This is a genomic window from Salipiger mucosus DSM 16094 (assembly GCF_000442255.1).
In the GTDB taxonomy this organism is placed as follows: domain Bacteria; phylum Pseudomonadota; class Alphaproteobacteria; order Rhodobacterales; family Rhodobacteraceae; genus Salipiger; species Salipiger mucosus.
Map to the genome: position 1 here is coordinate 742721 of NZ_KE557273.1, position 16333 is coordinate 759053.

14 protein-coding genes are annotated in these 16333 nt (G+C 69.5%); 12 read left to right on the forward strand and 2 right to left on the reverse strand.

From position 1 onward, the window contains the following. On the reverse strand, positions 1–1125 hold a 1125-nt coding region (locus SALMUC_RS03670), incomplete at its 3' end, for a glycosyltransferase family 4 protein (RefSeq protein WP_037370998.1). A gap of 447 nt (positions 1126–1572) precedes the next feature. On the opposite strand from SALMUC_RS03670, the gene SALMUC_RS03675 reads away from it, so the two are divergent. The 4 genes from SALMUC_RS03675 to SALMUC_RS03690 all read left to right on the forward strand — a co-directional run bounded on the left by SALMUC_RS03675 (position 1573) and on the right by SALMUC_RS03690 (position 5235). Continuing rightward, on the forward strand, positions 1573–2634 hold the full coding sequence (locus tag SALMUC_RS03675) for a methionine ABC transporter ATP-binding protein (RefSeq protein ID WP_020039785.1): 1062 nt from the start codon (positions 1573–1575) through the stop codon (positions 2632–2634). Continuing rightward, the gene (locus SALMUC_RS03680) at positions 2624–3298 is read left to right on the forward strand and encodes a methionine ABC transporter permease (RefSeq protein ID WP_037370999.1); all 675 of its coding nucleotides are present in this window, start codon (positions 2624–2626) and stop codon (positions 3296–3298) included. The genes SALMUC_RS03675 and SALMUC_RS03680 overlap by 11 nt, the downstream gene beginning before the upstream one ends. A gap of 33 nt (positions 3299–3331) precedes the next feature. Beyond that, entirely contained in the window at positions 3332–4105 is a 774-nt protein-coding gene (locus SALMUC_RS03685; protein WP_020039787.1) for a MetQ/NlpA family ABC transporter substrate-binding protein, read from the forward strand. 239 nt (positions 4106–4344) lie between these two features. Further along, positions 4345–5235, forward strand: coding sequence for an aminotransferase class IV (locus SALMUC_RS03690; protein WP_020039788.1), 891 nt, complete (start codon positions 4345–4347; stop codon positions 5233–5235). Here the strand turns inward: SALMUC_RS03690 and SALMUC_RS03695 are convergent. Then, a complete protein-coding gene (locus SALMUC_RS03695; RefSeq protein WP_020039789.1) occupies positions 5228–5689 on the reverse strand; it encodes an Lrp/AsnC family transcriptional regulator in 462 nt (153 codons plus the stop codon). The two genes, SALMUC_RS03690 and SALMUC_RS03695, sit on opposite strands and share 8 nt — an antisense overlap. 134 nt (positions 5690–5823) lie before the next feature. Here SALMUC_RS03695 and SALMUC_RS03700 point away from each other — a divergent pair, with 134 nt between their 5' ends. From SALMUC_RS03700 to SALMUC_RS03735, 8 genes are all read left to right on the forward strand, one after another. Next, positions 5824–7866 (forward strand): hydantoinase/oxoprolinase family protein, encoded by a 2043-nt coding sequence (locus SALMUC_RS03700; RefSeq protein WP_020039790.1) that lies wholly within the window; start codon positions 5824–5826, stop codon positions 7864–7866. Positions 7867–7871: 5 nt separating this feature from the next. Further along, positions 7872–9848 (forward strand): hydantoinase B/oxoprolinase family protein, encoded by a 1977-nt coding sequence (locus tag SALMUC_RS03705; RefSeq protein ID WP_020039791.1) that lies wholly within the window; start codon positions 7872–7874, stop codon positions 9846–9848. A 13-nt stretch (positions 9849–9861) separates the two neighbouring features. Beyond that, the gene (locus SALMUC_RS27950) at positions 9862–10827 is read left to right on the forward strand and encodes a hypothetical protein (RefSeq protein ID WP_020039792.1); all 966 of its coding nucleotides are present in this window, start codon (positions 9862–9864) and stop codon (positions 10825–10827) included. A gap of 125 nt (positions 10828–10952) precedes the next feature. Next, a complete protein-coding gene (locus SALMUC_RS03715; protein ID WP_037371133.1) occupies positions 10953–11954 on the forward strand; it encodes a TRAP transporter substrate-binding protein in 1002 nt (333 codons plus the stop codon). A gap of 80 nt (positions 11955–12034) precedes the next feature. Further along, a complete protein-coding gene (locus tag SALMUC_RS03720; protein ID WP_020039794.1) occupies positions 12035–12538 on the forward strand; it encodes a TRAP transporter small permease in 504 nt (167 codons plus the stop codon). 1 nt (position 12539) lies between these two features. Beyond that, positions 12540–13823: a TRAP transporter large permease gene (locus SALMUC_RS03725; RefSeq protein ID WP_020039795.1), complete on the forward strand. Its 1284-nt coding sequence runs from the start codon at positions 12540–12542 to the stop codon at positions 13821–13823. Between the two features lie 4 nt (positions 13824–13827). Further along, positions 13828–15270, forward strand: a complete 1443-nt coding sequence (locus tag SALMUC_RS31480; protein WP_020039796.1) for an NAD(P)-binding domain-containing protein — start codon at positions 13828–13830, stop codon at positions 15268–15270. Then, the gene (locus SALMUC_RS03735) at positions 15267–16250 is read left to right on the forward strand and encodes a membrane dipeptidase (protein ID WP_020039797.1); all 984 of its coding nucleotides are present in this window, start codon (positions 15267–15269) and stop codon (positions 16248–16250) included. The genes SALMUC_RS31480 and SALMUC_RS03735 overlap by 4 nt, the downstream gene beginning before the upstream one ends. Positions 16251–16333: the final 83 nt, after the last annotated feature.

The window sequence follows — 16333 nt, forward strand, 5'->3', positions numbered from 1 at the left end:
CCAGGCCGCGGGCGCGGCCACGTCCTTGCGCGCCCGCGCGCCAAGGCGCGCGCGCAGCTCCGGGTCCGAGGCCAGCCGCGACAGGCAGCTGGCCAGCGCGCGCGCGTCCTGCGGCGCGAAGAGAAGCCCGGTCCGTTCGTGCTGCACCACCTCGCGCACCGAGGGCCGGTCCGGCCCCACCGCCGGGATCGCGGCGGCGGCGTATTCCGTCAGCTTCATCGGGTTGCCGTAGTCCAGCGTGTCGGGCAGCACGCCCACGTCGAAGGCCGCCATGTAGTCCGGCACCTCCTCGGGCGGCACCGCGCCGACCGAGGTCACCCGGTCCGACAGGCCCAGCTCCGCCGCCTGCGCGAGCACCGCCTCGAGCTGCGGGCCCTTGCCCACCAGCAGCACATGCGCCGGCAGATCGCGCGGCAGCAGGGCCAGCGCCTCGATCAGCAGGTCCACCCGGTGCCAATCCAGGAACGAGCCCACGAAGCCGAAGACGCAGCGGTCCCCCAGCCCCAGCCGGGCGCGCAGCGCCTCGCGGTCGGCCGCGTCGAAGGCCTCGAGCGTCACGCCGTTGCGCACCAGCCGCAGCTTGTCCTCGGGCACCCCCTCGGCGATCAGCCGGTCCCGCACCGAGTTGGAGGTCGCCACGACCACGGGCGCGGCCTCGGCCTGCGACATCAGCAGCCGGTGCGCGAGGCCCGGCAGGCCGGACCCGATCTCGGCTTCCTCCGAGCTTGGCGAACAGTCGTCCAGCACCAGCGGCAGCCCGGTCATCCGCGCCGCCACGGCGCCCGAGACCGCGCAATTCATCTGCGTCTCCACGATGACCTCGGCGCCCTGGTCCTGCGCCGCGCGCGCGACCTTCTTTCCGAAGGCCCGCGAATCCGCCTGCCGGCTGATGTCGCGCAGCGCCAGCGCGATGGGCCGTGGCAGCATGCGCCGCAGCGCACCGCGATAGCCCGCGACCATCGCCGCCGAGGTGCGCGACGCGCCGGCACCGCTCGCGCGTTCGACGACCTGCACCACGTGCCCGGCCCGCCGCAGCGCCTCAATGAGATGCCGCGCGCGCACCATGTCGCCGCGGGTCGAGCCCAGGCCTTCACCCCAGGCGGGGATGCTCCAGGTCACCTTCATCGCGCCGGACCCGCCGGCCGCGCCGCGCCTCCCGCCGTATCGGCGCGCAACGGCGCGCCACGCTCACTCGTGCTGGACATGATCCCGGGCCACCCCTGCTGAAATGCGTGATGCCAGAACGCTAGTCGGCTGCCCGCGACAGCGGCAATCTGACCAATCGGGCGATGCGCCGGGCCGCTCGGAGGTCCCGCACCGCCATTCGGATGAGCCACCTCCCGCCGCGCTACGCCCTGCGCGGCCTTGGGGGAAAACCACGAACACCGGGTCCGCACGGCCTCGAAAGCTGCCCAATCCGGGCGCATGCCGACCCTGCGTCAGCCTCAAGTTTCGGCAATTTCGTTCGATTCTCGAAGTTTCTTTGACAGTTCCGCCGGATGGGGTTGTCCCTCCCGCGGGCTTCCGGTCTACCGCGCCGCAACGGCAACAATCGGAGGCACCCGAAGCAGCATGCAGACGGACACCACCACCGGCGCCGCCATTACCTTCGATGCGGTCGGCAAGGCCTTTCCGAAGAAGGGCGGCGGCAGCGTCATGGCGCTGGAAGACATCTCGCTCAGCGTCGAACCGGGCACGATCACCGGCATCATCGGCCGGTCGGGCGCGGGCAAATCCACCCTTCTGCGGATGGTCAACGGCCTGGAAAAGCCGACCTCCGGGGCAGTTACGGTCGCGGGCCGCGACGTGGGCGCCGCCGGCGCCGCCGACCTGCGCGAGATCCGCCGCGAGGTCGGCATGATCTTCCAGCACTTCAACCTGCTCTCCTCGCGCACCGTGCGCGAGAACGTGGCCCTGCCGCTGGAAATCTCCGGCACCCCCGCCCGCGAGATCGCGCCGCGGGTCGACGACCTCGTCGAGAGGGTGGGCCTGCAGGACTTCCGCAACCGCTACCCCGCGGAGCTCTCGGGCGGCCAGAAACAGCGCGTCGGCATCGCCCGTGCGCTCGCCACGCAGCCCAAGGTCCTTTTGTCAGACGAAGCAACTTCGGCCCTCGATCCGGAGACCACGCAGACCGTTCTCGAGCTGCTGGGCGACATCAACCGCGACCTCGGACTGACCATCCTGCTGATCACCCACGAGATGGCGGTGGTCCGCGACATCGCGAGCCACGTGGCGGTGATCGAGGACGGCCACATCGTCGAGGACGGCTCGACCTACGACGTCTTCACGGCGCCGCAGCACCCCACGACGCAAAGCTTCCTCTCCAGCGTCACCGGCGTGACCCTGCCGCATTTCATCGCCCGCCAGCTGCGCGACACCCGCCCCGAGGGCAATGCCCGCGAGGTCATGCGCATCACGTTCGCCGGCGAGAACGCCACCGACCCGCTGATCGCCGAGATGAGCCGCGACCTCGGCCTGCAGGTCAACATCCTCGCCGGCGCCGTCGAGGAGATCGGCCCGCGCCCCTTCGGCAACCTGCTCATCTCGGTCGATGCCGATGGCGCCGAACAGGCGCGCGCCTTCCTCGAACGCAACCAGCAACGCACGGAGGTCCTCGGCTATGTCGGCTAACCTAGTGAACATGCTCATGGAGGCGACCTGGCAGACGCTCTACATGGTCGCCGTCTCGACCCTTCTGGGTGCCATCGGCGGCCTGCCCATCGGCGTCTTCCTCGCCTGCTCGCAGAAGGGCGAACTGCTCTCCTCGCCCACCGTGAACAAGGTGCTGGGCGTCGTGGTGAACGCCACGCGCTCGGTGCCCTTCATCATCCTCGTGGTGGCGATCATCCCCTTCACGCGGATCGTCGCGGGCACCTCCATCGGCACCACGGCGGCCATCGTGCCGCTGACCATCGCCGCCGTGCCCTTCATCGCCCGCCTGGTCGAGAACTCGATCCGCGAGGTCGACAGCGGGCTGATCGAGGCCGCGCGCTCGATGGGCGCGACGCCCATGCAGATCATCCGCAAGGTCCTGATCCCCGAGGCGCTGCCCGGCATCACGCTGGGGCTCACGCTCGCCGTGGTCAGCCTGCTGGGCTACTCGGCGATGGTCGGCGCCGTCGGCGGCGAGGGCCTGGGCGATCTCGGCATCCGCTACGGCTACCAGCGCTTCATGCCTGAGGTCATGGGCCTCGTGGTTCTCATCCTCATTGTCCTCGTGCAGCTCGTGCAGACCATCGGTGAATGGATCGCGCGCCGCGTGGACAAGCGGGCGCCCAGCAACCGCGGCGCCTGATCCTCCCCCTCCCAATAAAGAAGGAGCAATCCCATGAAACACCTGACGACTCTCGTCTCCGTCCTGGCCCTCACCGCAGGTGCCGCGGCCGCGCAGGAAATCAGCGTGGGCGTCTCGCCCGGTCAGCACGGCGAGATCATGCAGGAGGTGGCCAAGGTCGCCGCCGAGGACGGGCTCGACATCGACATTGTCGAATTCTCGGACTACGTGGTGCCGAACCAGGCGCTGGCCGATGGCGACATCGAGGCCAACAGCTTCCAGCACCGCCCCTACCTCGAGCGCCAGATGGATGACCGCGGCTTCGACCTCGTCGAGGTGGGCACCACCATCAACACGCCGATGAGCCTCTACTCCGACGAGTTCGCCTCGCCCGAGGAGATCCCCGACGGCGCCACCATCGGCATTCCGAACGATCCCACCAACGGCGGCCGCGCGCTGCTGGTGCTGCAGCAGAAGGGCCTGCTGACGCTGGCCGAGGGCGTGGGGCTCGTGCCCACGGTGCTCGACATCGCCGAGAACCCGCGCGACATCCGCATCCAGGAGCTCGACGCGGCGCAGCTGCCGCGCTCGCTGCAGGATCTCGACGCGGCGATGATCAACACCAACTATGCCATCGCCTCGGGTCTCGACCCGGTGAACGATGCCATCGCCACCGAGACCGACAGCCCCTACGTCAACATCATCGTCGTGCGCGCCGGTGACGAGGACGAGCCCTGGGTGCAGCCGCTGGTCGACGCCTACCACTCCCCCGAGGTGAAGGCCTTCATCGAGGAGAAGTACAACGGCACCGTGCTCACCTCCTGGTAAGCCGCCCCGCCGCGATGCATGCCCGGCCGGTCCCGAAAGGGGCCGGCCGTTTGCGTTCCGGGCCCGCGAGTCCCGCCCCTGACGCCCGATCACGCCTGCCGCGAATTGACGTCACCCCGGGGGGCGCCTAGCATGCAAGCGACAGAATGTGGTGTAATGGTCGTTCTGGTGGGAAATCATCCCAATCGCGATTCGAGGGATCGGCGCGCGACGGGGTGCCGAGGTTTGGAGGGCACGCGATGCAGATGGGGGATTTCGCCGACAGGGACGGCACGATCTGGTTCGACGGACGGCTCGTGCCCTGGCGCGAGGCGCAGACCCACGTCATGAACCAGGGCCTGCACTACGGCGCCACCGTCTTCGAGGGCGAGCGCACCTACGGCGGCCGCATCTTCCGCCTCACCGAGCACACCGAACGCCTCATCGCCTCGGCCCGCGCCATGGGCTACGAACTCCCCTACAGCTGCGGCGAGATCGAGCTTGCCACCATGCAGGCGATCAAGGCTTCCGGCCTGCGCGACGGCTACGTCCGTCCCTTCGCCTGGCCCGGCAGCCGCTACATGGACCTGCTGATCCGCGACAACGAGATCCACCTCGCCATCGCCGTCTGGGGCGTGCGCGCGGGCCCCGACGAAAGCACCCGACGCCGCGGGCTACGCCTCCAGCTCTCCGAGGGGCGCCGCCCGGACGACGCCACGCTACCCGGCGCCGCCAAGTCGGCGGCCAGCTGGGCCATCGGCGGCGTGGTCCGCGAAGCCGCGGTCCGCGCCGGGTTTGACGACGCCATCATGCTGAATCCGCAGGGAAATCTTGCCGGAACCACCGGCGCCAACCTCTTCCTTGGCATCGACGGGGCGCTGCACACGCCTCTGCCCAAGGGCTATATCGACGGCATCACCCGTCGCACGGTCATCGACCTGATGAAGCGCCGGGGCATCGAGGTCATCGAGCGCGACATCGCCCCCGGCGAGATCGACAGCATCCGCGAGGCCTTCATCACCGGCACCGCCGCCGAGGTCACGCCGGTCACCCGTATCGGCAATCGCAGCCTCTCCATCGGCACGTTCACCCGCAAGGCCACGGCCGACTACCACGACCTCGTGCGCTCCGAGGGCGAACTAATCAACTGAAACGCACGCGCCGCCCGTTGCCGAGGCTGCGCAGGCGAAAGCTCGTGCGGATGCGGGTCACGCCCTCGATGTTGCGCACGCGCGTCTTGAGGAAATTCTCGAAGTCCTCGAGCCCCTCGCAGATCACGTGGATCATGAAATCGTCCTCTCCCGCGAGCAGGATGCACTCCAGCACCTGCGGGCACCGCATCAGGTCGGCCTCGATCCCCGAGAGGAACTGTTCGCTGTGGTGGTCGAGGCTCAGGAAAATGTAGGCCTGCATCGGCAGGCCGACCTTGGCCGGATTCACCACCGCGACGTAGCGATCGATCACCCCGGCCTCCTCCAGCAGCTTCTGCCGGCGGTGCGCGGGCGAGGGCGAGAGCCCAACGCGCTCGGACAATTCCGCGATGGTCATGCGGCCGTTGTCCTGCAATGCCTCGAGGATGCGAAGGTCGGTGGCGTCAGGCTTCATGGAGAATATTTCCTACGATTTTCAGCTATCGTGGATGATATTTGCGATCATTTCAAGCGCACCCCCGCAGTTTGGGCAATTTGCCGGTGCCGGCAGGCGTAGTGTCCCCGCAAGACATCAACCGGAGAACATGCATGTTGCGCATCGGAGTCGACATCGGCGGCACCTTCACCGACTTCTGCGGCTGGCGGCAGGGGCAGAGCGAGCCCGTCGCCACCTTCAAGGTTCCCTCGACTCCGCCGAACTTCGAGGACGGATTCCGCGAGGGCTTCGAACGCATGCTCGACCTGCTCGAGCCCGAGCCGGGCCAGCCCGCCTACGTCTTCCACGGCACCACGGTCAGCACCAACGCGATCATCGAGCGCACCGGCAGCCGCCTCGCGGCCTTCGTGACCGAGGGCTACAAGGACATGCTCGAGCTGCAGCGCTTCGGCCTGCGCAACCCGCTCAACCTCTTCGAGACCCGCGTGAAGCCGCTGGTCGACCGCCCGATGGTCTTCGAGATCGCAGAGCGCCGCATGCGCGAGGGCGCCCTGCGCACCCCGCTCGACCCCGAGCAGGTCCGCGCCCAGGTCCGCGCGGCCCGCGACGCGGGCGCCGAGGCCTTCGTCGTGGCGCTGCTGCACAGCTACGCCGACGCCTCGCACGAGCAGGCCGTCGCCGGGATCATCCGCGAGGAAGTGGGGCCGGACGCCGACATTTCGCTCTCGTCCGAGATCTGGCCGCGCCCCGGCGAATACGAACGCGCGCTGCTGGCCGTGCTCAACGCCTTCGTCAAGCGCCGCATGGGCGACTACGTCGGCGCCGTCGAGACCTATGTCGCGGGCCGTCTGCCCGGCTCGCACCTCTTCGTCACGCGCTCCAACGGCGGCGCCATGTCCTCGGGCGACGCGGTCGAGCATCCCGTGCACACGCTGCTGTCCGGTCCCGCCTCGGGCGTTACCGCGGTGCAGTATCTCGGCAACCTCATCGGCGAGGACAACATCCTCACGATGGACATGGGCGGCACCTCGACCGACATCTCGCTCATCACCGACGGGCAGACCCTGACCACCGGCAGCGCGGAAGTGGGGGATTTTCCCCTCGTCATGCCCGTCACCGGCGTCGAGGCCATCGGCGCGGGCGGCGGCTCGATCATCCAGATGGACGGCGGCATGCTGCGCGTCGGCCCGCAAAGCGCAGGCGCGCGCCCGGGCCCGGCCTGCTTCGGCCGCGGCGGCACCCGCCCCACGCTCACCGACGCCTACCTGCTCTCGGGCTACCTGCCCGAGGCGCTGCTCGGCGGCGAGATGACCCTCGACCGCGCCGCGGCCGAGGCCGCGCTCGCCCCGGTCGCCCGCGAACTCGGCTGCGACGTGCCGGCGGCGGCCGAAATGGCGGTCCGCGTCGCCAGCTCGAACATGGAGGCGGGCGTTCTGCCCTTCGTGGCGCGCTACGGCGTCGACCCCGAGGACCTGACACTCATCGTCTACGGCGGCGGCGGGGCGCTGCACGGCCCCATCTTCGCCCGCGAGATCGGCGTCAAGCGCATCGTCGTGCCCGGCGTGCCCTCGGTCTTCTGCGCCTACGGCGGCCTCGTCTCCGAGGTGCGCCACGACCTGACCACCAGCGTCCAGGGGCGCAGCGTCACGGCCGACGACATCGCCGGCATCTTCGCCGACCTGCGCGGCCAGGCCTCCGACTGGCTCGACCAGCAGGTCGACGCCTCGCTCCTCGAAGAGGTCGACTACGAGTACTGGTCCGAGATGCGCTACGCCGGCCAGTCCTTCGAGGTCGACGTGCAACTCTCGCAGGAGGCCGTCGAAAACCGCGACCTCGCCGCCATGCAGCAGGCCTTCCACGTCGCGCACGAAAAGCTCTACAGCCACTGCGACCCGTCCAGCCCGACCGAGTTCGTGCACTTCCGCGTCCGCGTGAAGGGCCGCATGCCGATGCCCTCCGAGCCGCGGGGCATGGGCACCGGGGCAGGGGAGCCCCGGCCGCAGACCCGGCGCGAGATCCGCTTCGCCGGACAGGCCTACCCCGACACCGCGGTCTATGCCCGCGAAGACCTCTGGGAGGGCGCGCACCTCTCCGGTCCCTGCGTGGTGCAGCAGCGCGACGCCACCGTTCTGGTGCCACCGGGCTACTCGCTCGAATGCGCCGCCTACGACAACCTCGTGATCTCGAAGGACTGACCGCCATGGACGCCGTCGCGACCGCCATCATGAATAACCGGTTCAACGCCATCGTCGAAGAGGCTTCGGCGGCGATCTACCGGACCGCCCACACGACCTTCGTCAAGCTGGTGCAGGACTACCAGTGCGCCATCGCCACCCCGGACGGCGACATCTTCGCCTATCCCTCGCAATCCGGGGTCAACGTCTTCATCGGCATCCCGCTCAAGAAGACGATCGAGACCATCGGCCTCGAGAACATCGAGGAAGGCGACCTCTTCATCACCAACGACCCCTTCGCCAGCGACGGGCTGGTGACGCACCTGATGGACGTCACCATGATCCTGCCGATCTTCCACGAGGGCGAACTGGTGGCCTTCGGCTGGTCCTTCGTGCACGCCTCGGACATCGGCGGCGCGATCCCGGGCAGCATCTCGCCCGCCTTCCACGAGGTCCTGCAGGAGGGTGTCCGCGTCCGTCCGACCAAGCTCTTCTCGCGCGGCGTGCTGAACGAGACCGTGAAGAACTTCTTCATGGACAACAGCCGCATCCCCGAGGAGATCTGGGGCGACTTCCAGGCCATGATTTCCGGCCTGAAAAGCATGTCGCGGCGTCTGGGCCAGCTCTGCGACCGCCACGGCAGCGACCGCATCTGCCAGTCGATGGAGGACGTCATCTCCTACGGCGAGGGCAAGGCCCGCGAGGTCATCTCGACCATCCCCGACGGCAGCTACGCCTTCTCGGACTACCTCGAGGGCTTCGAGGAAGGCCAGCTCGCCCATGTTTCCGTCACCGTGACGGTCGAGGGCGACGAGCTGACGGTGGACTACGAGGGCACCGACCCGCAGTTGCCCGCCGCCTACAACCTCGTCTCGGGCGAGACCACGCATCCCTACATCGTGCAGGCGCTGGTCTCCTTCATCCTCACGATGGAGCCGCTCACCCCGCGCAACGCCGGTCTTCTGCGGCCGATCCACTCGCGCGCGCCGCGCGGCTCGATCCTGAACGCGGTCTACCCGGCCTCGGGCGGGGCGCGGGCGGCCTCGGCCACGCGGGCCTATGACGTTCTGCTGGGCTGCCTCAACCAGGCGCTGCCCGACGGCCTCGCCGCCGCGGGCGCCGGCATGGCGGGCATCATCGTGGCCGCCGCGCCCGATCCGCGCACCGGGCGCCAGCGCGTCAACGTCATCAACCCCATCGTCGGCGGCAGCGGCGGCCGTGTCGGCCGTGACGGCGTCGACGCGATGGAGGTCCGCTACAGCGCCCTGCGCAGCGTGCCCACCGAGGTGCTCGAGATCGAGACCTCGATCATGCTGCGCGCCGTCCGCCTCGTGCCCGACAGCCGCGCGCCGGGCCAGTTCTCGGGCGGCGCCGCGATCTCGCTCGAGCTGGAGAGCACCGCCGAGAAGGCGCTCATCACCGTGCGCTCGATGAACCGCTTCCAGCTCGCCCCCTGGGGCGTGCGGGGCGGGGCCCACGGCCGCACCGGCGAGACGCTGCTCAACCCCGGCACCGAGCGCGAAAGCTCGGTCGGCATCATCACGCAGCTCGGCCTCGAACGCGGCGACGTGCTGCGCATCACCAGCCCCTCGGGCGGCGGCTTCGGCGATCCGCTCGACCGTGACCTCGCGGCCCTTGCCGCCGACCTCTACCACGGCCTGCTGAGCCGCGAACGGGCCGAAGCCGACTACGGCGTCGTCTTCGACGCGACCGGCGAGATCGACGCCGAGGCGACCGAGGCGCGCCGCGCCGAGCTGCGCAGCGACACGCCTCCGCCGGCCTTCACCTTCTGCGCCGCGCGGCAGGCGCAGGACGCCGCCTGGCCGATGGACCTGCGCCGGCAGCTCGCGACCCGCGCGCTGGCCTTCGACGTTGCCACCCGCAGCCGCATGGTCGACACGCTGCACCGCCGGCAGGTCGCGGCGGGCACGCCCATGTCCGAAGAGGACCTGCAGCAGGCGCTGAACGCCGAAGCGCAGGCCTTCGGCGTCTACGCGGCCTGAGGAGCGCACGAGGATGGATCAGGCAACCCCGCCGCCGCTCGCCCCCGTGCTGGCCGAGATGCGCGCCGCCGCCGACCTCGCGGACGTGCAGGAGCCGCCGGTGCTCGCCGACCTCCGGCAGGGGCGCAGTCCCATCGCGCTGGGCTCGGCGCGCAGCTGGTTCGCGGTCTGGGACGCGGTGCAGGGGCAGCTGCGCGACTTCTCGATGCACATGATCCTGCCGGCCGTGCGCCTCTACCGCGACGACAGCTTCCCCCGCACGGCGGTCCCGCGCATGATCGGCGGCTTCATCCTGCCCAACGCGCGCTTCCTCGCGCAGTTCGGCTTCCCCGAGCTGACCCGCTGGGCCGAGGCCATGGCCGCCGCCGACCCGCGCGATCCCGACCTCGACGCCGCGCTCGCCACCTACGGACGCTACGCCAATCGCCTCAACGCCTGGGTCTTCCACCACTTCCCTTGGGACATGGCCGACGACTGGGACTTCACGCCCCCGCCGCCCGCCGCACCCCACGCCGAGGCGCCGCAGGCCCCCGCGACGCGCGCCGGGATCGCCCCCACCGACACGCGCATCACCATCGCCTTCCCGGACCTCGGCCTCTCGGTCGAGGCATGGCTCGCCGACACCGCGAACCCCGCGCTGGTCGCGGAATTCCGCGCCGCGCTGCCGTTCCGGGTCTTCATCGACCACGCCTCGGTCGCGGGCGAGAGCATGTTCGCATGGTCGCCGCTCTATTCCACGACCCCGCCCGATGTCGCCGAGCGCGTCTGCGATGCCCCGCCGGGGCGCCTGCGCTTCTCGCAGAACACCGGGCAGAAATTCACCATCCAGTACGGCGAGACTCATGAGACCATCGAGGTCGCCGTTCTGGGGGCAGTGCAGGATGCCGACCTCGGCACCCTGCGCGAGATCGGCGCGCAGGTGCGCCACGCGACGACGGTAACGAAGGACCTGGTGTGGATGGAGGTTTCCGAGGCCTGACCCGCCAGCAACGCTTTTCCCCGGGTCGCGCTCCGCCGGCGGCCCCGGGGATACGCAGGACCGGCGGACAACGACACCGGAACGCCAGTGAAACAAGGGCGCCCGCAACAGCGATGGAGACGAAGATGACCAAGCAGACGACATTCCGGGGGACCGCGCTCGCGGCCCTTCTCGCGGCCGCCGCCGCGCTGCCCGCCTCGGCCGAGACCTGGCGCATGAGCACCCAGGCCAGCTCGGAGAGCTTCGAGGGCCAGGCCATCGACAAGTTCGCCGAACTCGTCGAGACCTACACCGACGGCGAGATCGAGGTCCGCGTCTATCCCAACGAGCAGCTCGGCAAGCTCGACACCGTGATGGACCAGCTGGGGCAGGGCGTGATCCAGGTGGTCTCGACCTCGGTCGCGCTGCTGGGGCGCTACGTCGAGGCCATCGACTACACCAGCGCGCCCTTCCTCTTCGAGGACTACGAGCAGTGGTCGCGCTTCATGAACAGCGAGCTCGTGCAGGGCTGGGTCTCCGAGGCCGAGGAAGCCGGCAACATCGAGGTGCTGGGCGACGTGACCGCCATGCCGCGCGGCAGCTACCGCGTGATCGCCTCCGAGACGCCCGTGGCCTCGCTCGAGGACTTCGACGGCCTGCGCGTGCGCCAGTGGTCCAACGACCTCATGGTCAACGCGTGGGAGCACCTCGGGGCCGAGGTCCGCATCCTGTCGTGGTCCGAGGTCTACGACGGCCTGAACCGCGGTCTCATCCAGGCCGTGACCTCGCCCATCGAGCTGATCGAGCCGCAGAAGTTCTACGAGGTCGCGCCGAACATCTCGCGCACCAACGAGTATCCGCAGGCGCTGGCCTTCCTCGTGAACAAGGACACCATGGAGGGCCTCTCGCCCGAGATGCAGGAGGCCGTCGAAAGGGCCCACGCCGAGGCCTCGACCTTCATGGAGGACCTGCTCGACGCGAACGTCGAGGAGATCGTCACCACGCTCGAGAGCGAGGGCGCGACCTTCGTCGACCTCGACCTCGGCCCTGTGGTCGAGCGCATGGACGGCTTCTACCAGGAGCTTGACGCTGCCGGCGAGCTGCCCGATGGCTTCCTCGACGCGGTCGCCGCGGCGCGCACCGAGTAACCGCGCCGCCTGATCCCGCGACCCAAGGCCGCCCGGACGATCCGGGCGGCCGACGCGCATTCACCGACCCGGGGGCCCGCATGGACCTGCTCGACAAAATCCTGAAACGGCTGCGCGACGTCTTCGTCGCCTGCGCCAACATCATCCTCGCGCTGATGCTCGTCTCGAACGCCGTCAACATCGGCTGGCGCGCCCTCGTGGGGACGGCCTTCAACCCCGTCTTTCCCTGGACGGTGGTGGGCTTCGTCTGGCTGACCTTCCTCGGCTTCTACGTCTTCGTGCACGACCGCGGCGACGTGGCGGTCGACCTCGTGACCAGCCGGCTGCCGCGCGTCCTGCAACGCGCCGCCGGCGTTCTGGCCGTCGGCGTGACCCTCACCATGCTCGTCATCATCCTCGCGACCGCGCCCAGGCTCATCTCCAGCCAGTCCGACGCGATGGACATGATCGGAATCCCGCGCTTCGCGCTGGGCATCCCGCTCTTCGTTTCCGCCGCGCTGGTGATGATCGTCACCCTGCGTCGCATCCCCGAGATCTGGCGTGGCCCGCCGGAACACTACCACGTCCCGGAAGGAGCCGACTGACATGACCGGCGTTGTCGTCCTGACCTCCCTGATCGGCTTCATCCTGCTGGGTGTTCCGGTCAGCTTCGCGATCCCCGCCTCGGCCTTTGCCGGCTTCATCGTCGCCGGATGGGGCGGCGAGTGGCTGATCGTCACGCAGCAGCTGCTCGACGGGGTGAACCGCCCGACACTGGTGGCGCTGCCCTTCTTCATCTTCGCGGGCTCGCTGATGAACCGGATCGGGCTCACCGACCGGATCTTCAACCTCGCGCTCGCCTTCGTCGGCCACTTCCGCGCGGGCCTCGCCCACGTCAACGTGGTCGCCTCGCTGATCTTCTCGGGAATCTCCGGCTCGGCCACCGCCGACCTCGCGGGCCTCGGCCAGATCGAGGTGCAGGCCATGCGCAAGCGCGGCTACGACCACGATTTCGCCGCCGCGCTCACGGTCATCACCTCCATCGTCGGCCCGGTGGTCCCGCCCTCGATCACGCTCATCGTCTACGCCTGGCTCTCGAACACCTCGGTTGCCCGGCTCTTTCTCGCCGGCATCATCCCGGGGCTGATGATCGGTCTCGCGCTCATGCTCTTCATCCGGATCACCGCCATCTGGCGCGACTACCCGCAGGAGCCGCGCATGACCCGCTGCCAGATCGGCACCGCGCTCATCGAGGGGCTGCCCGCGCTGGTCGCCCCGATGATCATCCTCGTCGCGATCACCTTCGGCCTCACCACCGCCACCGAGGCGGGCGTGCTGGCCTCGGTCTACGCGCTCTTCCTCGGGATCTGCTACCGCACGGTGCCCGCGCGGCAGCTCTGGTCGGCCCTGACCGAGACCGCGACCGTCAGCGCCTTCATCATGATGATCATCGGCGGCAGCCACGTCATGAGCTGGATCCTCACCTTCGAGCAGGTGCCGCAGGCCATCGCCGACACGGTCCTGCCGCTGGTCGAAAGCCGCGCGGCCTTCATCCTCATGACCATCGCGCTGCTCTTCGTCGTGGGCTTCTTCCTCGAGGCGACGCCCTCGCTCATCATCCTCGCGCCGCTGCTGCTGCCCTCGGTGGACGAATACGGCATCGACCGGGTGCAGTTCGGCATCCTCGCGGTGATGACCCTGCTGACCGGCATCGCGACGCCGCCCGTGGGGGTGGGGCTCTACGTCATGTCGGGGATGACGCGGATATCGCTCGAACGGCTCTCCTTTGCCGTGCTGCCGATGCTGTTGCCCGTCTTCATCGCGATCTTCCTCATCGCCTACGTCCCCGAGCTCAGCCTCTGGCTGCCCAACCTCGTGATGGGGGAGTAGCGCCATGACCGCCACCGGACTCGCGGCGCTGGAGGCCGAACTGGATCACCAGCGCAGCCTGCTGAACCTGCCGCCCAAGGCGTGGATGCCGGAAACGCGCGGCCCGGGCGGCGCGCCGGTGCTCGACGTCGCGATCCTGGGCGCCGGCCTCTGCGGGCTGGTGGCCAACGCGGCGCTCGCGATGGAGGGCATCTCCAACGTCCGCCTCTTCGACCGCGCCCCCGAGGGGATCGAGGGGCCCTGGGTCACCTATGCCCGCATGCGCACCCTGCGCACCGCCAAGGAGGCGGCGGGCCCGGCGCTGGGCATCCCCGCGCTCACCTTCCGCGCCTGGTTCGAGGCGCAGTGGGGCAGCGCGTCCTGGGAGGCGATGGACCTCGCCCCGCGCGAGACCTGGATGGACTACATGCGCTGGTATCGCCGCGTGACCGGCGCCGACGTCGTCAACGACTGCGACGTCACCGGGATCACCGAGGCGGGCGACCTGCTGCGGCTGGAAACCTCCACCGGCCCGGTCCTCGCCCGGCGGGTGGTGCTGGCCTCCGGCCTCGATGCCCTCGGCGCCCCGCGCCTGCCCGAGGTCGCGCGGGGCCTGCCCGAGGGCCGCGTCTTCCATTCCGCCGACTGCTTCGACCCCGCCACGCTGCGCGGCAAGCGCGTCGTCGTGGTGGGCGCCGGCGCATCCGCGATGGACAACGCCGCCACCGCGCTCGAGGCGGGCTGCGCCCGGCTCGACCTGCTGGTCCGCCGCCCGGCGATCCCCACCGTCGACAAGTTCACCGGCACCGGCTCGCGCGGGATGACGGCGGGCTATGTCGGTCTGCCCGACTGGGCCAAGTGGGAGATCATGGACGAGGGGGACCGCTGGCCCGTCCCGCCGCCGAAGCACTCGGTCGAACGGGTGGCCGCCCATGCCAACGCGCACCTCCATCTCGGCGCCACGGTCGAGGCGGTCGAACCCACCGCCGAGGGGCTGCGGATCACCACCCCGGCGGGGCCGGTGGAGTGCGATCTCGCGATCTTCGCCACGGGCTTCGGCGTCGATCTGGACGCGCGGCCCGAACTTGTACAGTTTTCCCGTACGATCCGTACATGGGGCGACGTCGTCGGCCCCGAGAAGGCCGCCACGAATCCCGGCCTCGCGGCGCATCCCTACCTCGCCCCGGACTTCACCTTCACCGAGAAGACCCCCGGCGCCTGTCCCGCGCTCGCCCGCATCTCCTGCTTCGCCTATGCCGCCGTGCCCAGCCATGGCAAGGTCACCTCCGGCATTCCCTCGGCCACCGAGGGCGCCCGCCGGCTGGCCTCCGGCCTCGTGCGCAGCCTCTTCGCCGAGGATGCCGAACACCACCTCGCGCGTTTCCGCGACTACGACACCCCGCTCATGAGCGGCGACGAATGGCCGGCCGACACCCCCGCCATGCCCGCCCGAAAGGAACCCACGTGACCGATCTGCACGCCCGTTCGCACGTCATCGACGCGCTGCAATGCTCTGACTTCAATCGCGAAATCCTGCTCGAGGCGCAGGCCGGAGGGGTCACCGCGATCAGCGCCGCCTCGGTGCTCTGGGAGAATTTCCGGGGCGGCATGGACTACGTCATCATGTGGAAGGAGAAGCTGCGCGAGAACGCCGACATCGCCATGCCGATCCGCACCGTGGACGACATCCACCGCGCCAAGGCGCAGGGCAAGGTCGGCATCATCTTCGGTTGGCAGAACACCTCTCCGGTCGAGGAGCGGCTGGCCTATTTCGAGATCTTCAAGGATCTCGGCGTGAACATCATGCAGCTGACCTACAACACCCAGACCGTCTTCGGCTCGGGCTATCTCGAGGAAAATGACAGCGGCCTCAGTGGTTTCGGCCGCGAAGCCGTCGACGAGATGGGCCGCTGCGGCATCCTGATCGACCTCAGCCACGTCGGCGTCCGCACCTCGCTCGACACCATCGAGCACTCGGACAAGCCCGTCGCGATCACCCACTGCCTGCCGCGCGCGCTGCGCGACGTGCCCCGCAACAAGCCCGACGAGGTCTTCAAGGCCTGCGCGGAAAAGGGTGGAATCATAGGTACTTCGCTTTTCGCGCCGGGCCTCGCGGCGGGCAACGACGCGACCGTGGCCGACGTGATCGACGCGATGGAATACACGCTCGATCTCGTGGGCGAGGATCATGTCGCCATCGGCACCGACTTCAACCACAACCGCCCGCGACCCGGCCCCTGGCTGCTCTGGGCCAACCGCGACAAGGGCACCGGCCGCACCCTGACCGAGTTCGGATCGGCCAAGATCTCCAAGCCCGAGGGCATCCGCCGCAACGACGAATTCCCGAACCTGACCGCCGAGATGCAGCGCCGCGGCTGGAGCGACGCGCGCATCACCAAGATCCTCGGCGGCAACTGGCTGCGCCTGTTCGGTCAGGTCTGGGGCTGACCTGACCGGCCTCAGGCGATGCCCCGTCGCCTGGTGCATGACATCAGGGGCAGGGGGCATCGCCTTGGATTCAGGGTGTATTC